The organism is Herbaspirillum sp. SJZ106 (assembly GCF_006715495.1).
GTDB lineage: Bacteria > Pseudomonadota > Gammaproteobacteria > Burkholderiales > Burkholderiaceae_D > Herbaspirillum.
On sequence record NZ_VFNI01000002.1, the window covers coordinates 268,256 to 284,976 of the forward strand.

Here is a 16,721-nt window from a genome sequence, read left to right on the forward strand (position 1 = left end):
ACCGCCGGAAATCCGGGGGAAGCCAGCAGGGGAGCGGCTTTGACAGGGTAATGGTGGAACGGGGTGTATCGCCATCTGCGGTGGTATGCCGCAGCTGCAGCCAGCACCGCCAGCATCCGGATTGATGTGGCGGCCTGGATTTCAGTCAGTCGGAGGGAAACAGCGAAATGATTTGCGAACCGAATGCATTGTCGGCCGCCAGGCCGGCGCCGGTGCTGCAGGGTTCCTCGTCGAAGGCGATGTCGCCGTTGGCGTCGGCCTCGCCACTGGCTTGCAGCGCGGCAAAACCGAACAGGTCGCGGTCCATCAGGTGCGAGGGCACCACGGTCGACAGCGCCGAGAAGATGTTGTCGACCCGGCCCGGGAATTTCTTTTCCCATTCGCGCATCAGGCCCTTGATCTGCTTGCGTTGCAGGTTCTCCTGGCTGCCGCACAGGTCGCAGGGGATGATGGGGAACTGCTTGATATCGGCGTAGCGGATCAGGTCGGCTTCTTTCACATAGGCCAGCGGGCGGATCACGATTTGCTTGCCATCGTCGGACTGCAGCTTGGGCGGCATGCCCTTCAGCTTGGCGCCGAAGAACATGTTGAGGAAGAAGGTTTCCAGGATGTCATCGCGATGGTGGCCCAGCGCCACCTTGGTGGCGCCCAGCTCGGTGGCGACCCGGTACAGGATGCCCCGGCGCAGGCGCGAGCACAGTGCGCAGGTGGTCTTACCTTCAGGTACCACGCGCTTGACGATGCTGTAGGTATCCTGGTTTTCGATGTGGTAAGGCACGCCGAGCTTTTCCAGGTAGGCCGGCAGCACGTCGGCCGGAAAATTGGGTTGTTTCTGGTCGAGGTTGACGGCGACGATGTCGAAATGGATCGGCGCGCGCTCGCGCAGCGTCAGCAGGATGTCCAGCAGCGCATAGCTGTCCTTGCCGCCCGAGAGGCAGACCATGACCTTGTCGCCGTCCTCGATCATGTTGAAGTCGCCGATGGCCTGGCCGACCTGGCGGCACAGCCGCTTGTGCAGCTTGTTGTTCTCGTAGGCGATCTTCTCCGCTTTCTTGGCGCCGATGGCGGCCTGGTCGGATGCGTCGCCAGCAGGGAGGGCGGCGGAGGTGTCGGCGGAGGGATGGAGTCGGTCGTTCATGGTGCTGCCCGTTGGTTGGTTCAGTTGTCGCGTTTGATGCGGAAGACTTCCACTCCGACCGCGTCGCAGTCGGGGTAGACATCCGGCTTTTCGGTCGACACGCGTGCCGCGCGCACTTTCGGATGCGCCAGCATGGCGGCGACCACGTCGTCGCACAGGGTTTCCTGCAGGTGGATGTGGCCCTGAGCCATGCGGCGGGCGATGGTGGAGCGGATGAAATCGTAGTCCACCACTTCATCCAGCAAGTCGGCCTTGGGCGTCGAGTCGGCCAGCGGGATGAACAGGTCGACGTTGATCAGGATGCGCTGCTCGCCCTTCTTCTCGAATTCGTGCACGCCGATGTTGATGAGCACTTCATAGTTGCGCAGGAACAGGCGGCGGCAATCTTGCAGGGACGGATGGAACAATGCGAGCATGATAAGAAAGGAAAGAGATTATTTCGCCACGAACATGACGTCGCGCGAAAGGGGGAGCAAATGCTGGCCGCCATCGACCAGCAAGGTGGCGCCGGTAACTGCCGGCGCCGAGGCGACGTAGCAGACCGCGGCGGCGATGTCGTCGGGCGTGCTGCTCTTGCCCAATGGCGTGACCTGGTGGGCGCGGCCGAACTCTTCGGCCGTCTGGTCGCCTGAGGCCATCGTGATGCCAGGCGCCACGCCGACCACCCGCACGCGCGGCGCCAGCGCTTGCGCCAGCAGCGTGGTGGCGCTGTGCAGCGCGGCCTTGGACAGCGTGTACGACAGGTAGTCGGGGTTGGGATTGTACAGTTTCTGGTCCAGCAGGTTGACCACCACCGACTGCCCGCCCTCGGGCGTGGCCTCGAACAGCGCCTGCGCCAGCAATACCGGGGCGCCGACGTTGGCGCACATGTGGCGCATCAGGCGCGCATTGCCGAAACTGGCGGCATCGTCGAAATCGAACAGGGAGGCGTTGTTGACCACGCACGACACGCGCCCCAGCGGCGCGGCCTGTTGCAACAAGCCGCGCACTTCCTCCTCGTTGCCCAGTTCGCAGCGCACCCCCAGCGCGCGGCGTCCCAGCGCCTCGATCTCGCGCACCACGTCATCGGCTTCGTCGCGCGAGCGGTTGTAATGCACGGCCACATCCCAGCCGGCATGCGCCAGCGCCAGCGCGATGTGGCGGCCGATGCGGCGCGCGGCGCCGGTGACCAGGGCTACGCGTGGGGCGGTGCGGGAATAGGGTTGGGATGTCATAAGTTCAAATACAATACGGCCCATGCAATTGCAATTACCTGAACCAGGCGCCGATGCACAGGCCGCCTCACAAGCCCTCCGGCAACTGATCGCTGGCGAGATCGCCGCAGCGGGCGGCTGGATATCATTCGAGCGCTACATGGAGCTGGCGCTGTATGCGCCGCAATTCGGCTATTACAGCGGCGGCGCGGCCAAATTGGGCAAAGACGGTGATTTTACAACCGCCCCGGAAATTTCGCCGCTGTTTGGCGCGACTTTGGCGCATTTGGCGACAGAACTGATCGCAACCAGTGGATCGATTGCCAATGTTTTCCTCGAATTCGGGGCCGGCACCGGCAAATTGGCGTTCGACATCCTGTCGGAACTGAAATCCCGCAACCAGCTGCCGCAACAATATTTCATTGTGGAAATATCGGCCCAGCTGCGCGCGCGCCAGCGCGAAACGCTGGGGGAATTCGCTGCGCTGGTTGTATGGCTGGATGCCTTGCCGGAAAGTTTTTCCGGCATCGTGCTGGGCAACGAGGTGCTGGACGCCATGCCGGTGCGCCTGGCGGTCAAGGCGGACGGCATCTGGCTGGAGCGTGGCGTGGCCGTCAATGCCGAGGGCGCCTTCGTATTTGCCGACCGCGCCGTGGATGGGGTGCCGGTGGCGCAGATCCCCGACGCCGAGGCATTGCCCGAGGGTTACCTGACCGAACTGGCGCCGGTGGCCATCGGTTTCATGCGCACGCTGGCGGGCATGATCGCGCGCGGCGCAGGCGCCGTGGCGATCTTGCCGGACTACGGTTTCCCGGCGGCCGAATACTATCTGGATGACCGCTCGCAGGGCACGCTGATGTGCCATTACCGCCACCATGCGCATCCCGACCCTTTCTACCTGCCGGGGCTGCAGGACATCACCGCCCACGTCGATTTCACCGCCATGGCGGTGGCCGCCGTGGAAGCGGGCGCGGAAGTGCTGGCCTATGCCAGCCAGGGCGCTTTCCTGCTCAACGCCGGCATCGGCGAACTGCTGCTGCGCACCTCGCCGGAGGCTAGCCTGCAATATCTGCCGCAAGCCAACGCCATGCAGAAACTGATTTCACCCGCCGAGATGGGCGAGCTGTTCAAGGTGCTGGCCATCGGCAAGAACGTGGAGTGGCCACAGCGCATGCTGCGCCATGACCGCACCCACCGCCTGTGAAGGAGCGCGCGTGATACGCTGGGTTGTCGTGATTTTTCTCGCCGTGATCGTGTTTTCGTCGCTGCTGCCCTGGCTGGAAAAGCTGGGCATCGGCCGTTTGCCGGGCGACTTGCGTTTCCGCCTGTTCGGCCGCACCTTCTCGTTGCCGTTCGCTTCGACTATCTTGTTGTCGACGGTGGTGTTCATCCTGGCGAAGATCTTGTAAAAGAGCGCGGAGCGGATATGCGGGTATTGCTGGTGGAAGACGATCCCATGGTGGGCGAAGCGGTGCGCAAGGGTTTGCGCCAGGACGGTTTCGCCATCGACTGGGTGCAGGACGGCAAGTCGGCCGACGCCGCCTTGCGCAACGAAGACTACGCCATGCTGCTGCTCGACCTCGGCCTGCCGCACAAGGATGGGCTGGCGGTCTTGAAGACCCTGCGCGAGCGCGGCAACCGCATCCCGGTACTGATCACCACCGCACGCGATGCCGTGGCCGACCGCGTGGCAGGCCTGGATGCCGGCGCCGACGATTACCTGATCAAGCCGTTCGACCTGGAAGAACTCGGCGCCCGCATGCGCGCGCTGCTGCGCCGCCAGTCCGGCCGCGCCGACAGCCTGGTGCAGGTGCGCGAGGTGGTCTTGAACCCCGCCACCCATGAAGTCACCGTGGCCGGCCAGCCGGTCAACCTGTCGGCCCGCGAGTTCACCCTGCTGCATGCCTTCATGGACCGCCCCGGCGTGGTGCTGTCGCGCGCCCAGCTGGAAGAAAAGCTCTACGGCTGGGACGACAGCATCGAAAGCAATGCCGTCGAAGTGCACATCCACGCGCTGCGCAAGAAGGTCGGCAGCGACTTCATCAAGAATGTGCGCGGCGTCGGCTATCTGGTGCCGGCATGAACTCGATGCGCAACAAGCTGCTGCTGTGGCTCGGGCTGGGACTGTTCTCCATCATCGTGGCCGCCGGCGTCGGGCTGTATTTCCAGGCGCGCGGCGAGGCCAACCAGATCTTCGATTACCAGATGCGCCAGATCGCCGCCTCGCTGCCGCGGCAGGCTTTCTCGCCGATTTCGCCGGGGCAGCAACTGCCGGAACTGGAAGACGAGATCATGATGCAGATCTGGGACAGCAGCGGCACCGTCATTTACCACTCGCACGCGCGCGGCGCCATGCCGCGCCAGGCCGAGCTGGGTTTTGTGAACGTGCATGGGCCCAACGGCATGTGGCGCGTCTACAGCGCCCAGGTCGGCAGCACGGTGGTGCAGGTGGCGCAGCCGCAAAGCGCGCGCGACGAGATCGCCGCGCAGATGGCGGTCAAGACGGTGGCGCCGTTGTTCCTGCTGTTCCCGCTGATCGGCATCCTGGCGTGGCTGGCGGTCAGCCGTGGGCTGGCGCCGGTGCGGCGCGCGGCGGCCGAGGTGCAGGCGCGCGACATGAATTCCCTGATGCCGATCGCCGACGTCGGCCTGCCGCAGGAAATCCAGCCCTTGACCCATGCGCTCAACGACCTGCTGGCGCGCCTGAAACAATCGACCGAGGCGCAGCGCGCCTTCGTGGCCGATGCCGCGCATGAACTGCGCACCCCGCTGACGGCCTTGCGCCTGCAGGCGCAACTGGCCGAACGCGCGGCCGATGAAGGCGAGCGCAAGGCCGCTTTTGCCGATTTGAAGAATGGCCTGGAGCGCGCCACGCACCTGGTGCATCAGTTGTTGACCCTGGCGCGCCAGGAGCCCGATGCGATGCGCTTCGCGCCGGTCGACCTGCGTGAGCTCCTGCGCGGCGTGGTGGCCGACCTGTCTTCGGTGGCCAGCGACGGAGATATCGACCTGGGGCTGTCCGGCGAGGATGGCGACGGCGGCCCGTTGATGGTGAGCGGCAATGCCGACGCCCTGCGCATCCTGTTCAACAACCTGGTCGACAACGCCTTGCGTTACACGCCGGCCGGCGGCGTGGTGGATGTGTCGTTGGCCATGCCGGAGCAAGGAAAATGCGCGGTGCTGATCCAGGACAGCGGCCCGGGCATCGCCGAGAGCGAGATGCCGCGCGTATTCGACCGCTTCTATCGCGCGCGTCGTCCGCAAGAGCAGAGCGCCGGCCGCGCCGCGTTCGGCAGCGGACTGGGGTTGGCCATCGTGCGCCAGATCGCCGATTTGCATCGTGTGCCGGTGGAACTCAACAATACCGGCAAGGGACTGCAGGCGCGCGTCACGTTTGCGCTGCTGCCATAGTTGATTCGACGCGCAGTGTCGGGATGGTGAGAGACGCTGGAACCCGACCTTCGTCAGAGCTACGGTGTTCGGTGGACTGCGCCGGTTTGCCGCCTGCCGCTTTCTTCCTGCCTTAAGTTTGTCTTAATTTTCCCGCCTTAATCTTCACTCCAACGGTCGAGCAGCCGCGGCATCCCAAGCCATCAGCTGCCGGGCCACCGATATTTCTCTGGAAAGCAAAGGAGTGCATGATGAGCCGTCGAATCGTTTTTGTTCGCAACACATTGGCTGTGGCGCTGGCTGCCGTCGTCGGCGGCAGCTACGTCTATTTCCGTGGCGCCGACCTGCCTTCGGCCCATGCGGCGGCAATCAACACGCCGCTGGTCGCTTCCAATACCGGGCCGACCACGCCGGCCGGACCAGTGATCGCGGCGGCCACCGATTTCTCCGGCATCGTCCAGCGTGCGGGGCCGGCCGTGGTCAACATCAGCGTCACCGGCAAGGTCAAGAAAGTGGTCGACGACAGCGACGATGGCGATCCGGATGATCCGTTTTCCCAGTTCCTCAAGCGTTTCGGCCCGCAACTGCAGATACCGCGCCAGCCGCAGGTCATGCACGGTTTGGGTTCGGGTTTCATCATTTCCCCGGACGGCGTGATCCTGACCAATGCCCATGTGGTGGAGGGCGCGCAGGAAGTAGTGGTCAAGCTGACCGACCGCCGCGAATTCAAGGCCAAGGTATTGGGCGTGGACAAGCAGAGCGACATCGCGGTGATCCGCATCGACGCCAGGAACCTGCCCACGGTGCAGATCGGCGACCCGTCCAACGTGAAGGTCGGCGAGCCCGTGCTGGCTATCGGCTCGCCCTACGGCTTCGACAACACGGCCACCGCCGGCATCATCAGCGCCAAGTCGCGCAGCTTGCCGGATGATAATTACGTGCCTTTCCTGCAGACCGATGTGGCGGTCAACCCCGGCAATTCGGGCGGCCCGCTGTTCAACCTGAAGGGCGAGGTGATCGGCATCAATTCGCAGATCTACAGCCAGACCGGCGGTTTCCAGGGCTTGTCGTTCGCCATCCCGATCGACGTGGCGATGAAGGTCGAGCAGCAGCTGGCGCAGCACGGCAAGGTCACGCGCGGCCGCCTGGGCGTGTCGGTGCAGGATCTGAACCAGGCGTTGTCCGAATCGTTCGGCCTGAAGAGTGCGCAAGGCGCGCTGATCAGTTCGGTGGAAAAGGGCAGCCCGGCCGACAAGGCCGGCCTGCAGGCCGGCGACGTGATCCTCAGCTTCAGCGGCCATGCGATCGACCATTCGGTGGATCTGCCCACGCTGGTGGCCGATACCGCGCCCGGCACCTCGAAGTCGCTGGAAGTGATGCGCGACGGCAAGGTGCGTACCATCAACGTGACGGTGGGCGAGATGAAGTCCGCCAAGAACGACACGCCTGCCAGCAAGGCCGAGAACCAGGGGCGGCTGGGCTTGGCGGTGCGTCCGCTGGATCCGGATGAGCGCAAGCAACTGGGCGGCCAGAACGGCCTGCTGGTGGAAGACGTCAACGGCCCGGCGGCAATTGCCGGCATCCAGAGCGGCGACGTGATCCTGGCCTTGAACGGCACGCCGGTGTCCAGCGTCGAGCAGTTGCGCAAGCTGGCCAGCCAGGTCGGCAAGAGCGTGGCGCTGCTGGTCGAGCGGGGCGATGAGAAGATCTTTGTTCCGTTGGCGCTGAACTGATTTTCCGTAGCGTTTTGTTAGCGGCGCTAAGTAGTCCTGAGGGTAGTCCGTGGAAAGCAGTAAGCAGTGAGGGAGTGGCCGGACATGCGCAAGCATGTCCGGCCTTTTTTCTCCGCTGGCGCCTGCCGCTCAGGCCGGATCGGCCGGCGGTTTTTCCTGCGCCGCCGGTTCGCTTCGCCAATGGCCATGCGCGTGTTCGCGCTCCATCGCTTCGCGGTCGCTGGCGAACATGGCTTGCAATTCTTCGCGCGCCTGCACCGCCATCGACACCATCTGTTGCTGGTCCTTGTAGTGGGGATAGAGCTCGTACAGCGTCTTGATGTTGTGCGCGCGGAATTTCATCGCCGCCCTGGGACAGCAGGAACGCGAAGAACAATTGCTGGCCGCGGGGGATACCGAAGCAACGCCCGAGGCACCACATCACGGCCGTCTTGATCGCCAGGAAAGCCGCCACCAGGCCGAGGATGCGCCAGGGCTGCGCAAGGAACACGCCGAAGTCCACCGACATGCCTACGGCGATGAAGAACAGCCCCAGCAGCAGGCCCTTGAACGGTTCGAGGTCGCTTTCGAGCGCGTGGCGGTACTCGGAGTCGGCCAGCAGCACGCCGGCCAGGAAGGTGCCCAGCGCCATCGACATGCCGACCGATTGCATCAACAGGCAGGTGGCGATCACCAGCAGCAGGGCGAAGGCGGTGAAGATCTCGCGCATGTCGGTCTTGGCGATGATGCGCAGGATGGGGCGCATCAGCACGCGCCCGCCGAAGATCAGCAGGGCGATCACCAGCGCCACCTGGCCCGCATGCAGCCAGCCCTGGCCGCTGCCCTGGCTGGCCGCCACGCCCAGCAGCGGCACCGCTGCCATCATCGGGATGGCGGCGATGTCCTGGAACAGCAGGATGGAAAATCCGGCCGCGCCGGCCGGCGAAGCGGTGAGCTTGCGTTCGCCCAGCGTGGCCAGCGCAATCGCGGTGGAGGACAGCGACATGCCCAGCGCCGCGATCAGGCCGATGCGCCAGGGTACGCCGGCGGCCAGCGCCGCGGCCAGCAGCGCGGACGTCACCGCCAGCACCTGCACGCTGCCCCAGCCGAAGATGGAGCGCCGCAGCGCCCACAGGCGTTTGGGGTCGAGCTCCAGCCCGATCAGGAACAGCAGCAGCACCACGCCGAATTCGGAGAATTCGAGGATGTGCTTGACCTCGGTGATCAGGCCCAGGCCCCAGGGGCCGATGACGATCCCGGCCAGCAGGTAGCCCAGCACCGCGCCCAGGCCGAGGCGTTTGGCGATCGGTACGGCGGCCACGGCGGCGAGCAGGTAAACCAGGGCTTTGAGTAAGTGTTCATCCATGGCGGCGTGATCTTTATGGGATTGGGGCGTCGTCGGTTGCGGAAAGGGCCGGATAGCGTTTCAGCTGGTCGAGATAGCGCTCTACGTGGCGCTGGAAATCGAGCGGCGCGATGTCGTGGGCGCCGTGCAGGATCAGCGGTTCCATCCAGCGCATGCCGCACAGTTGCGCGGTTTGCCGGTAGGGCGGGAGGAAGTCGCTGAAAGGATGGCCGTGGCGTCCGTCGGGAGCGTACGCCCCGGATTCGCCGCCGGTGCTTGCCACCAGCCAGAACCCTTTGCCGCGCAGGGCGTTGCCATCATGGCCGAAGGCCCAGCCGCGCGCCAGCACCAGATCCAGCCATTCCTTTTGCAATGCCGGCATGCTGTACCAGTGGATGGGGTGCTGCATCACGACCAGGTCGGCTTGCGTGAGCAGTTGCCGTTCGCGCTCGATGTCGATGTGGAAGTCCGGATAGCGCTCATACAAGTCGTTGACCACCACGTTGGGCAGTTTGGCGGCGGCCTCGACCATCAGGCCATTGGCGCGCGAGAGTTCGGCGGCGGGGTGGGCATACAGGATGAGTATGTTGGGCATGGCGGTGGCGGGCTTGGCGTTGTTGTCGGGCAGGTCGCGCGATCCGCCGAAATTGGCCGGAACATGCGCGCATTGTCCGCTGTCTGTTTTATCGAGGGAAGGGAGTTTGCCACGAAAGCGCCGGCGGCCGCTGGTTCAACGCGGTATGCCTATGCCAAGGCATGTCCTTCCCCTGTTTTTCCTGCGGGTATCAAAAGCCGGGCAATGCGCTTATACTCAGCCATCCCCCCGCGGCTTCTTCTTGCGCCATGAATCCACGCGCACGCCGCAGCAGATGACACTCGCCGCAGTTTATTCATATTCACTCGTTATTGCAGCCATGTCCGATATCCAAGATTCCGAAGCCAGCCAGCCACGAGAACCCAATCCGGCCAAGCCCGCGCCTGCAGTCCCCCCAGCCACGTCACAAGCCGCCGATGCGGCAGCCCAGCCGAAGCCGGCGGAGCAGCCTGCCCAGGCAGTGCCGCCGCCAGTTGCCCAGCACGCTCCCTTGCCGCCGCCGCCGCACCATGCCACCGACGCGCCGTGGAGGCAGACCTGGCATTTCCTGGCGGCGCGCTTGCGCGCGATGTCCGACAAGGCCGGGCGCCGCGTCATGCAGCGTACGCTCAAGATCGGCGTGTCGGCCCGTATTTTCCACCCCGAGTCCGGCTCCAAGGGCTTGCGCAGCAAGACGCTGCAATACCTGGAAGAGTCGATTGCGCAGTGGGTGATGTCGCGCGACGTGCTGGTGTTCATGATCCCGACGGTCAATACCAACGGCCTGGTCCATCCCAGCAACATCCGTTTGCGCGACTATGCCAAGAATCTCGACGGCCTGGTGCTGCAAGGCGGCGCGGACGTTTCGCCGCAAAGCTATGCCCAGGCGGCGACGCGCCCCGAATGGAGCGGCGACCGCGCGCGCGACATGTACGAGCTGGAACTGCTGCACGAATTCATCGAGGCCGGCAAGCCGGTGCTGGGCATCTGCCGCGGCTGCCAGTTGATCAACGTGGCCTTCGGCGGTACCTTGTACCAGGACATCGCCACCGATGTGCCGAGCGCGATCCCGCACGTCAACGACATGTACGACAGCAATTTCCATGCGCTGCAGTTCCCGCCGGGCTCTTCGCTGGCGACGCTGGTGAAGACCGAGAACGCCATCGTCAATTCGATCCACCACCAGGCGGTGCGCGACCTCGGCCGCGACCTTTCGGTGGAGGCGGTGTCCGGCCCCGACCAGATCGTCGAGGCCATCCGCTACCGCAAGGCGCCGTTTGTCATGGGATTGCAATGGCATCCGGAATTCCACCGCTCCGGCGGCGCCGAGTTGCTGGATTGCACGCCGATTCTCGACAGTTTCCTGCGCACGGCGCGCGAGACGCGTTTTTGAGTGTGGGCCGGGCGCTGCCTGCACATGCATGGCCTATATTTCCGTGCAGGAAACTAATGCCTGGATGTGCCATCGAACTTTCTTTGCGCTGCCGCAATATTGCCCCGCTCCGGCTACACGCCAGCGAACCGTCTCTGTAGAATCGACTCAAGCCGGTCCGATGCGTTGCGCTTGATGGCATCGCTGCCGGCCTCGCATTTTAGTTTTGTCATTTCGCCAACTGGGATAAAAAGGAGAATCCGCATGACCCAATCCGCCGCTCTCAAGACCGTAAGGAACGATATGAAAACCCTCGTCAAGGATGCCCAGGCCCTGTTTGCTGAAGCCGCGACCGCCACCGGCGAAAAGGCCGATGCCTTGCGCGCCAAGGGACTGACCCTGCTGGAGGCAGCGGCGGAAGCTGCGCAGGGCGCGCAGGCCGCCGCCATCGAAAAGGGCAAGGTAGTCGCCGCCAAGACCGATGACTACGTGCATGAAAACCCGTGGCGCGCCGTGGCTATTTCGGCCGGCATCGGTTTGCTGGTGGGGCTGGTCATCGGCCGCAGCAAGTAAGCCGGGTACCGATGGCGACCCCGCACAAGGAAGGCCAGCCGGCGCAGCCCGCCACGCCCGGGCTGACCGCAGGCCTGCTGGGCCTGGCCAAGAACCTGCTCGGCCTCATCATCAGCCGCATCGAGCTGGCATCGCTGGAAATGTCCGAGATCGGCGCAAACCTGGTTCGCTTCGCGGTCATCTTCGTGCTGGCAGCCATTGCATTATGGTTTGCGGTCGCATTCTGGTCGGTGTTGCTCGTCATGCTGGCGTGGGATACCTGGGGCTGGAAGATCCTGGCGTTGCTCGGCGCCATCTTCACCGTCCTCACGGTCGGCCTGGTGTTGTATGCGCGCTCGGTGCTGCTGCAGGGCAAGCTCTCGCTGCCGGCCACCATGTCCGAATTGCGCAAGGACCGCGATGCCTTGCTGTAACGATGGCAGCCGTTGCCGACAAGGAGGAAAGGAGCCGTATGCAAGCAAACCAGGATGACGGTATGACGCACGAAGAACGCAAGCGCAAAGCGCTGGCGCAAGGGGCGTTGTACCGGTTGGGCGTGATGGAGGCGCGTGACGCGGTGCGGCACAGCCTGAGTGCCGAATCGCTGGCCAAGGGGGCATTGAGCCGGGCTGCGCATTTTGCCACTTCCTTCATCGGCGGCGACAAGACCCTGCAGTCGATCAGGTCGCTGGCTGCCGGCGGTCTTGGCGGCGTCAACCTGCAGTCGGCCATGCCGTTGCTGATCACCGGTGTCTCCCTGTTGTCCAGGCGCTGGCTGCGCAAGCCGCTTTTATATGGCGGCATCATCAGCGCGGTCGGCGGCCTGGCGTATTACCTGAGCCACCGTCCCGACAGGCAGGATGCCGCCAGTGAAGCGGCCGGGCAGGACGAACCGCCGGAAGCGCCATGAGCGGCAACCTGCGGTGTTGATGATCAATCGAGACAAAGGCATCCGCCGCGCCGGATGCCTTTGTTCTTTCCGGGAAGCGAAATATCGCTGGCGGCGGAACATAAATGCGTTCATCCTGCTCTGAATCTGACCGGCCGCGAGGCCTGAACAACAACGCTGAGAAGGCAAGAAAGGAAATGAGATGAAGACATTATCGATTGCCGCCATCGCCGGGGTCCTGGCGATTTCCGGCTGTGCGGACATGAGCCAGACGCAGCGCGGTACGGCCACCGGCGCCGGCATTGGCGGTATCCTTGGCGCCGTCACCGGCGGCGGTGGCGGCGGACGTGCATTGGGCGGCGCGGCCATCGGCGGCGCCATTGGCGCCGTGGCCGGCAATATCTGGTCCAACCGGATGGAGGAGCAGAAGCGCGCCATGGAGCAGGCAACCCAGGGCACCGGCGTGCAAGTGACCCAGACCCAGGACAACCGCCTGAAACTTGAAATCCCCAGCGACATTTCCTTCGATACCGGCCGTGCCGACATCAAGCCCGAGCTGCGCCCCGTGCTGGACCGCTTCGCCGCGACCCTGGTCGAAAATCCGGCCACCACCGTCACCATCGTCGGCCATACCGACAACACCGGCAGCGATGCGATCAACGACCCGTTGTCGACCCAGCGCGCAGCGCGCACGCGCGACTATCTGACCACGCGCGGCGTGGGTGTGGGCCGCTTCATGATCGAAGGCCGCGGTTCGCACGAGCCGCTCGTGCCCAATACCTCGGACGCCAACCGCGCCAAGAACCGCCGCGTGGAAATCTACGTGGCTGAACCGCAGCAGCAGGCGCAGCAACAACAGGCGCCTGCCGGATATGCGCCGCCGCCTCCGCCACGTTATTGATGGCGGTCCGATTCCGGTGAGTTGCCGGGAAATAAAAAGCCCCGAATACCATTCGGGGCTTTTTGCTGGCGGCGTCTTATTTCGCGGGGGCGGCCGCTGCGGCGCCGTCGCCTGCTGCAGGAGCTGGAGCTGCGGCCGGGGCTTTCACCTCGGGTTCCTTGAACTTGGCGCCGGACTGGTTGGCCATGTAGACCACGGTGCGCTGGATTTCGATATCGTCCAGGTCGGGATTGCCGCCCTTGGGCGGCATGGCGCGCAGGCCGTTGATGGCATGTGAAACCAGCTTGTCATAGCCTTCGGCGAGGCGGGCTTTCCAGGCGGCCTCATCGCCAACCTTGGGCGCGCCTGCGACGCCGGCGGCATGGCAGGCGGCGCAAGTCGACTTGAAGACTTCTTCACCGGATTGCAGTTGCTTGGGGGCATTGGCGTCACGGAAGGTGAAGCCATCGTCGGCGACCGGCTTGATGCGCGCGGCGACCATCTCGGGGGTTTGTCCATCGGAGCCGGCGCCGGTCTTCTGCCCGTTGGCGACATACTGGACCAGAAGCACAATGCAGACGATTGGAACCAGAAAACCTGCTACGACAGCTGCGATCAATTGCTTGGGAGTCTTGATGGCCGACTCGTGTTCATCATGATGAGCTGTGCTCATTGGTGTCCCTCCGTAATGTTTCCTCGAAATTGGGGCGGAAAACGTCGGTTCCCTTTGTATCGCCTGGCATTATATGGACTCATTATCAGGCAGGGCTTTCATTGCGCTCTCTCGCCGAACCCTTGATTATAGTCACAATGCTTTCCGTTTGACACGCAAAAACGCCTGCGGCAATGGACGGCCTGCATGAAAAACGGTATTCTTCAGGCCTCTTCGGGTTTTGCCCCACAACGCGGCTGTAGCTCAGTGGATAGAGTATTGGCCTCCGAAGCCAAGGGTCGTGGGTTCGATCCCCGCCAGCCGCGCCACAGAATTGATCTTCGTTTCACCAGTTCAAGTTCCAACCTGATGCACGGCATGCGCCGTTGCAGGCAGGCCATGCCATTGTAAATCCCGTTTTTTTCCAAGATTCCCCAACGCTGACGGAGCTGTCCGCCGTTCAAGTCAGTGCTCAGTGATGCTGTTGTTGGCGTCAAGGCAATATCAAGGCGGGCTGTCGGCAACTGCCGCCATGCAGCCTTTGGGATAAAAGGGGCGGAAGGCCCGATTTCTTCGGCCGGTTGCGGGATGATTCCCGATGATGTGATCCGTTTTGGTTTTTCGTTGGTCATGACAAATGAGAACGCTTCTTTTTTCCATATGAGGCGTTTCAATTTTTCTATCTCCAAGCGAAAGGTCAGATCATGGTGCAGGTCCGGGCGTCGAGACGCCGATGCAATTCCGTTTTCCCAATGAAGGCCGTGGCCTGTGCTGCGCGCCATCTGGCGCTGATGGCGCCGATGCTGGCGGCTCCGGTGGCCTATGCCCAGACCGCGTCGGCGGGCGGCGCCGGCAGCAACGGCAATGCCGTACTGCCCACCGTGACCGTCACCGAAAGCGCCGATCCCACCGCGCCCTATGCCGGTGGCCTGGTTGCCCGCGGCGGCAGCCTGGGGGTGCTCGGTACGGCCAGCGTGATGGATACGCCGTTCAGCACCACCAACTACACGTCCCAGGGGATCGAAGACGTACAGGCACGTGCGATCGGCGATGTGATCGCCAATGATGCTTCCGTGCGCAACACCAACGGCAATGGCGGTTTCGGCGACAGCTATCAGATCCGCGGTTTCACGATGTCGGCCAACGATGTGGCCTTCAATGGCTTGTACGGCCTGGTGCCGCTGACCCGCATGCCGATCGCGATGGTGGAGCGGATCGAAGTGCTGAAGGGGCCGGGCACGTTGATGTATGGCATGGGCCCCTCCGGCGGGATTGGCGGCGCGGTCAACCTGGTGCCCAAGCGCGCCACCGAGGATCCCGTTTCCAGCGTGAGCGCGACTTACCTGTCCAACTCCCAATTCGGCCTGAAGGCGGACCTGGGTCGCCGTTTCGGCGAGAATCAGGAATGGGGCATCCGCGTCAACGCGCTGTATGCCGACGGCAATACCGGCCTGTCCGGCAGCAACCAGCAGCAAACCATGGGTTCGGTCGCGTTGGATTACAACGGCGGCCGCGTGCGCTGGAGCCTGGATGCGTACACCCAGCACGAGGACGCGCGCAACTTCCGTCCGCAGTTCAGCATCGACAGCAGCCTGACCACCATGCCGGCCGCTCCTTCGGGCAAGACCAATCTCTATCCGGGCACGACGCTGCAATCCGACGACAAGGCTGTCGCCACGCGCCTGGAATATGACATCGATGACACGCTGACTGCCTACGGCGCGGTCGGTTACCACGTGGCGGAATCGGCGCAGAGCTGGCCCAGCGCCACCATCATGAACGTGCGCGGCGACACCAGCACCTTGTACAACGGCTACTATGATCAGCGCGTCACCTCCACGTCGGCCGATGTCGGCTTGCGTGCGCGCTTCGGCACGGGCGGCATCAAGCACACCCTGATGCTGGGAGCGAACATGCTCGACCAGCAGACCGACTACTTCTTCGACTCCCGAAGCACCGGGGTGAGCTCCAACCTGTACAACCCGGTCGCGCTTCCTGCCGCCGCGGGCGTGCGTGGCCAGCCCGCGCCGCAGAACCAGATCCGCCTGACCAGCCTGGCGCTGACCGATACCTTGTCCCTGGTTGACGACAGATTGCGCCTGATTGCCGGCCTGCGTCGCCAGCAGGTCTACCAGCACAGCCTCAGCGATGACGCGCAAACATCCAACCGAATCGCCATTTCCCCGGTGCTGGCAGTGGTGGTCAAGCCTCTGGAGAACTTGTCGGTGTATGCAAACTACACGGCCGCGCTCAGCGCGGGCGGGTTCACCGGTGCGACTGATGGCAACCCGAATCAACAGTTTCCCCCGTATAAGTCAAAGCAATACGAGACGGGCGTGAAAGCCGACTGGGGACGTGTGACCACGACCGCGGCGGTCTTCCAGATTGAACAGGCCAACAGCACCTCCACCACCATTGACGGCACGACTTATACGTCGCAAGACGGCCGCGCACGCATCCGCGGCCTGGAGCTGTCGGCCTACGGCGAGTTGCGACGCGGCCTGCGCTTCAATGCCAGCGGCACCTTCTTCGACACCAAGCAATCGCACACCGGCGATGGCGCAACCGATGGCAAGGAAGTCGGCGCGGTGCCGAACCACAACTTCAACCTCGGCCTGGACTGGGATACGCCATGGCTGGCCGGCCTGGCGCTCAACACCCGTGTCACCAATACCGGTTCCATGTGGTACAGCAACGCCAATACCCTGAAGGTGCCCGGCTGGACCCGCATGGATATCGGCGCGCGCTACATCGCCAGGATTGCCGGCCAGGTCGTGACCTATCGCGCCAACATCGAAAACCTGTTCGACAAGAACTATTGGGTGATGCAAAACGGCTACGTAGGAACCTCTTCCGGCCGCACCTTCGTACTGTCGGCCAAGGTCGACTTCTGATGGCGCCGGGCTGCGCGCGGTCGGGAGCGCAGCCTTTGCAGCCATCGTTGCAGGCGCCGCCGCTGCCCGTTCCTGGCGGCGCTTTTGTTGACTTGATGGACAAATCGGTTGCCATGGGTACCGTGGTTTT

The 16,721-nt window shown here is 63.9% G+C and carries 16 protein-coding genes, 1 tRNA gene and 1 pseudogene; 12 read left to right on the forward strand and 6 right to left on the reverse strand.

Features of this window, described 5'->3' with window-relative positions:
* Window positions 1-145: 145 nt before the first annotated feature.
* The 3 genes from ttcA to FB598_RS06435 are packed head-to-tail and all read right to left on the reverse strand — an operon-like array spanning window position 146 to window position 2,352.
* Window positions 146-1,138 (reverse strand): tRNA 2-thiocytidine(32) synthetase TtcA, encoded by a 993-nt coding sequence (gene ttcA, locus FB598_RS06425; protein ID WP_221292210.1) that lies wholly within the window; start codon window positions 1,136-1,138, stop codon window positions 146-148.
* A gap of 20 nt (window positions 1,139-1,158) precedes the next feature.
* Entirely contained in the window at window positions 1,159-1,554 is a 396-nt protein-coding gene (locus tag FB598_RS06430) for a dihydroneopterin aldolase (protein WP_183405700.1), read from the reverse strand.
* A gap of 18 nt (window positions 1,555-1,572) precedes the next feature.
* Window positions 1,573-2,352 carry an SDR family oxidoreductase gene (locus FB598_RS06435; RefSeq protein WP_141913955.1) on the reverse strand — a complete coding sequence of 260 codons (780 nt, stop codon included), beginning with the start codon at window positions 2,350-2,352 and terminating at the stop codon, window positions 1,573-1,575.
* A 22-nt stretch (window positions 2,353-2,374) separates the two neighbouring features.
* Between FB598_RS06435 and FB598_RS06440 the strand changes: the two genes are divergently transcribed.
* The 5 genes from FB598_RS06440 to FB598_RS06460 all read left to right on the forward strand — a co-directional run bounded on the left by FB598_RS06440 (window position 2,375) and on the right by FB598_RS06460 (window position 7,454).
* Complete coding sequence (locus FB598_RS06440; RefSeq protein ID WP_141913954.1) at window positions 2,375-3,535, forward strand: class I SAM-dependent methyltransferase; 1,161 nt, start codon at window positions 2,375-2,377, stop codon at window positions 3,533-3,535.
* Window positions 3,536-3,545: 10 nt separating this feature from the next.
* Entirely contained in the window at window positions 3,546-3,740 is a 195-nt protein-coding gene (locus FB598_RS06445) for a DUF2905 domain-containing protein (RefSeq protein ID WP_050467708.1), read from the forward strand.
* 17 nt (window positions 3,741-3,757) lie between these two features.
* Window positions 3,758-4,414, forward strand: a complete 657-nt coding sequence (locus FB598_RS06450) for a response regulator (protein WP_141913953.1) — start codon at window positions 3,758-3,760, stop codon at window positions 4,412-4,414.
* Window positions 4,411-5,742, forward strand: coding sequence for an ATP-binding protein (locus FB598_RS06455; protein ID WP_141913952.1), 1,332 nt, complete (start codon window positions 4,411-4,413; stop codon window positions 5,740-5,742). Before FB598_RS06450 ends, FB598_RS06455 begins: the two co-directional genes overlap by 4 nt.
* 230 nt (window positions 5,743-5,972) lie before the next feature.
* A complete protein-coding gene (locus FB598_RS06460) occupies window positions 5,973-7,454 on the forward strand; it encodes a DegQ family serine endoprotease (protein ID WP_141913951.1) in 1,482 nt (493 codons plus the stop codon).
* A 406-nt stretch (window positions 7,455-7,860) separates the two neighbouring features.
* On the opposite strand, the pseudogene FB598_RS06465 reads toward FB598_RS06460, so the two are convergent.
* Window positions 7,861-8,799 (reverse strand): annotated as a pseudogene (locus tag FB598_RS06465) (monovalent cation:proton antiporter-2 (CPA2) family protein); the annotation flags it as partial.
* A gap of 13 nt (window positions 8,800-8,812) precedes the next feature.
* A complete protein-coding gene (locus FB598_RS06470) occupies window positions 8,813-9,373 on the reverse strand; it encodes an NAD(P)H-dependent oxidoreductase (protein WP_141913950.1) in 561 nt (186 codons plus the stop codon).
* Window positions 9,374-9,692: 319 nt separating this feature from the next.
* Between FB598_RS06470 and FB598_RS06475 the strand changes: the two genes are divergently transcribed.
* From FB598_RS06475 to FB598_RS06495, 5 genes are all read left to right on the forward strand, one after another.
* Window positions 9,693-10,745: a gamma-glutamyl-gamma-aminobutyrate hydrolase family protein gene (locus FB598_RS06475; RefSeq protein WP_141913949.1), complete on the forward strand. Its 1,053-nt coding sequence runs from the start codon at window positions 9,693-9,695 to the stop codon at window positions 10,743-10,745.
* A gap of 243 nt (window positions 10,746-10,988) precedes the next feature.
* The gene (locus FB598_RS06480; RefSeq protein WP_141913948.1) at window positions 10,989-11,297 is read left to right on the forward strand and encodes a YqjD family protein; all 309 of its coding nucleotides are present in this window, start codon (window positions 10,989-10,991) and stop codon (window positions 11,295-11,297) included.
* Window positions 11,298-11,308: 11 nt separating this feature from the next.
* Window positions 11,309-11,710 (forward strand): phage holin family protein, encoded by a 402-nt coding sequence (locus tag FB598_RS06485; RefSeq protein ID WP_141913947.1) that lies wholly within the window; start codon window positions 11,309-11,311, stop codon window positions 11,708-11,710.
* Window positions 11,711-11,772: 62 nt separating this feature from the next.
* Window positions 11,773-12,186, forward strand: coding sequence for a hypothetical protein (locus FB598_RS06490; protein WP_370455005.1), 414 nt, complete (start codon window positions 11,773-11,775; stop codon window positions 12,184-12,186).
* A 181-nt stretch (window positions 12,187-12,367) separates the two neighbouring features.
* Complete coding sequence (locus FB598_RS06495; protein WP_141913945.1) at window positions 12,368-13,066, forward strand: OmpA family protein; 699 nt, start codon at window positions 12,368-12,370, stop codon at window positions 13,064-13,066.
* Window positions 13,067-13,142: 76 nt separating this feature from the next.
* Here the strand turns inward: FB598_RS06495 and FB598_RS06500 are convergent, their stop codons facing one another.
* On the reverse strand, window positions 13,143-13,718 hold the full coding sequence (locus tag FB598_RS06500; RefSeq protein WP_141913944.1) for a cytochrome c5 family protein: 576 nt from the start codon (window positions 13,716-13,718) through the stop codon (window positions 13,143-13,145).
* A gap of 232 nt (window positions 13,719-13,950) precedes the next feature.
* Between FB598_RS06500 and FB598_RS06505 the strand changes: the two genes are divergently transcribed.
* Together FB598_RS06505 and FB598_RS06510 are read left to right on the forward strand one after the other, a co-directional pair.
* Window positions 13,951-14,026: transfer RNA gene (locus FB598_RS06505), tRNA-Arg, on the forward strand.
* 432 nt (window positions 14,027-14,458) lie between these two features.
* Window positions 14,459-16,591 carry a TonB-dependent siderophore receptor gene (locus FB598_RS06510; RefSeq protein WP_255515737.1) on the forward strand — a complete coding sequence of 711 codons (2,133 nt, stop codon included), beginning with the start codon at window positions 14,459-14,461 and terminating at the stop codon, window positions 16,589-16,591.
* Window positions 16,592-16,721: the final 130 nt, after the last annotated feature.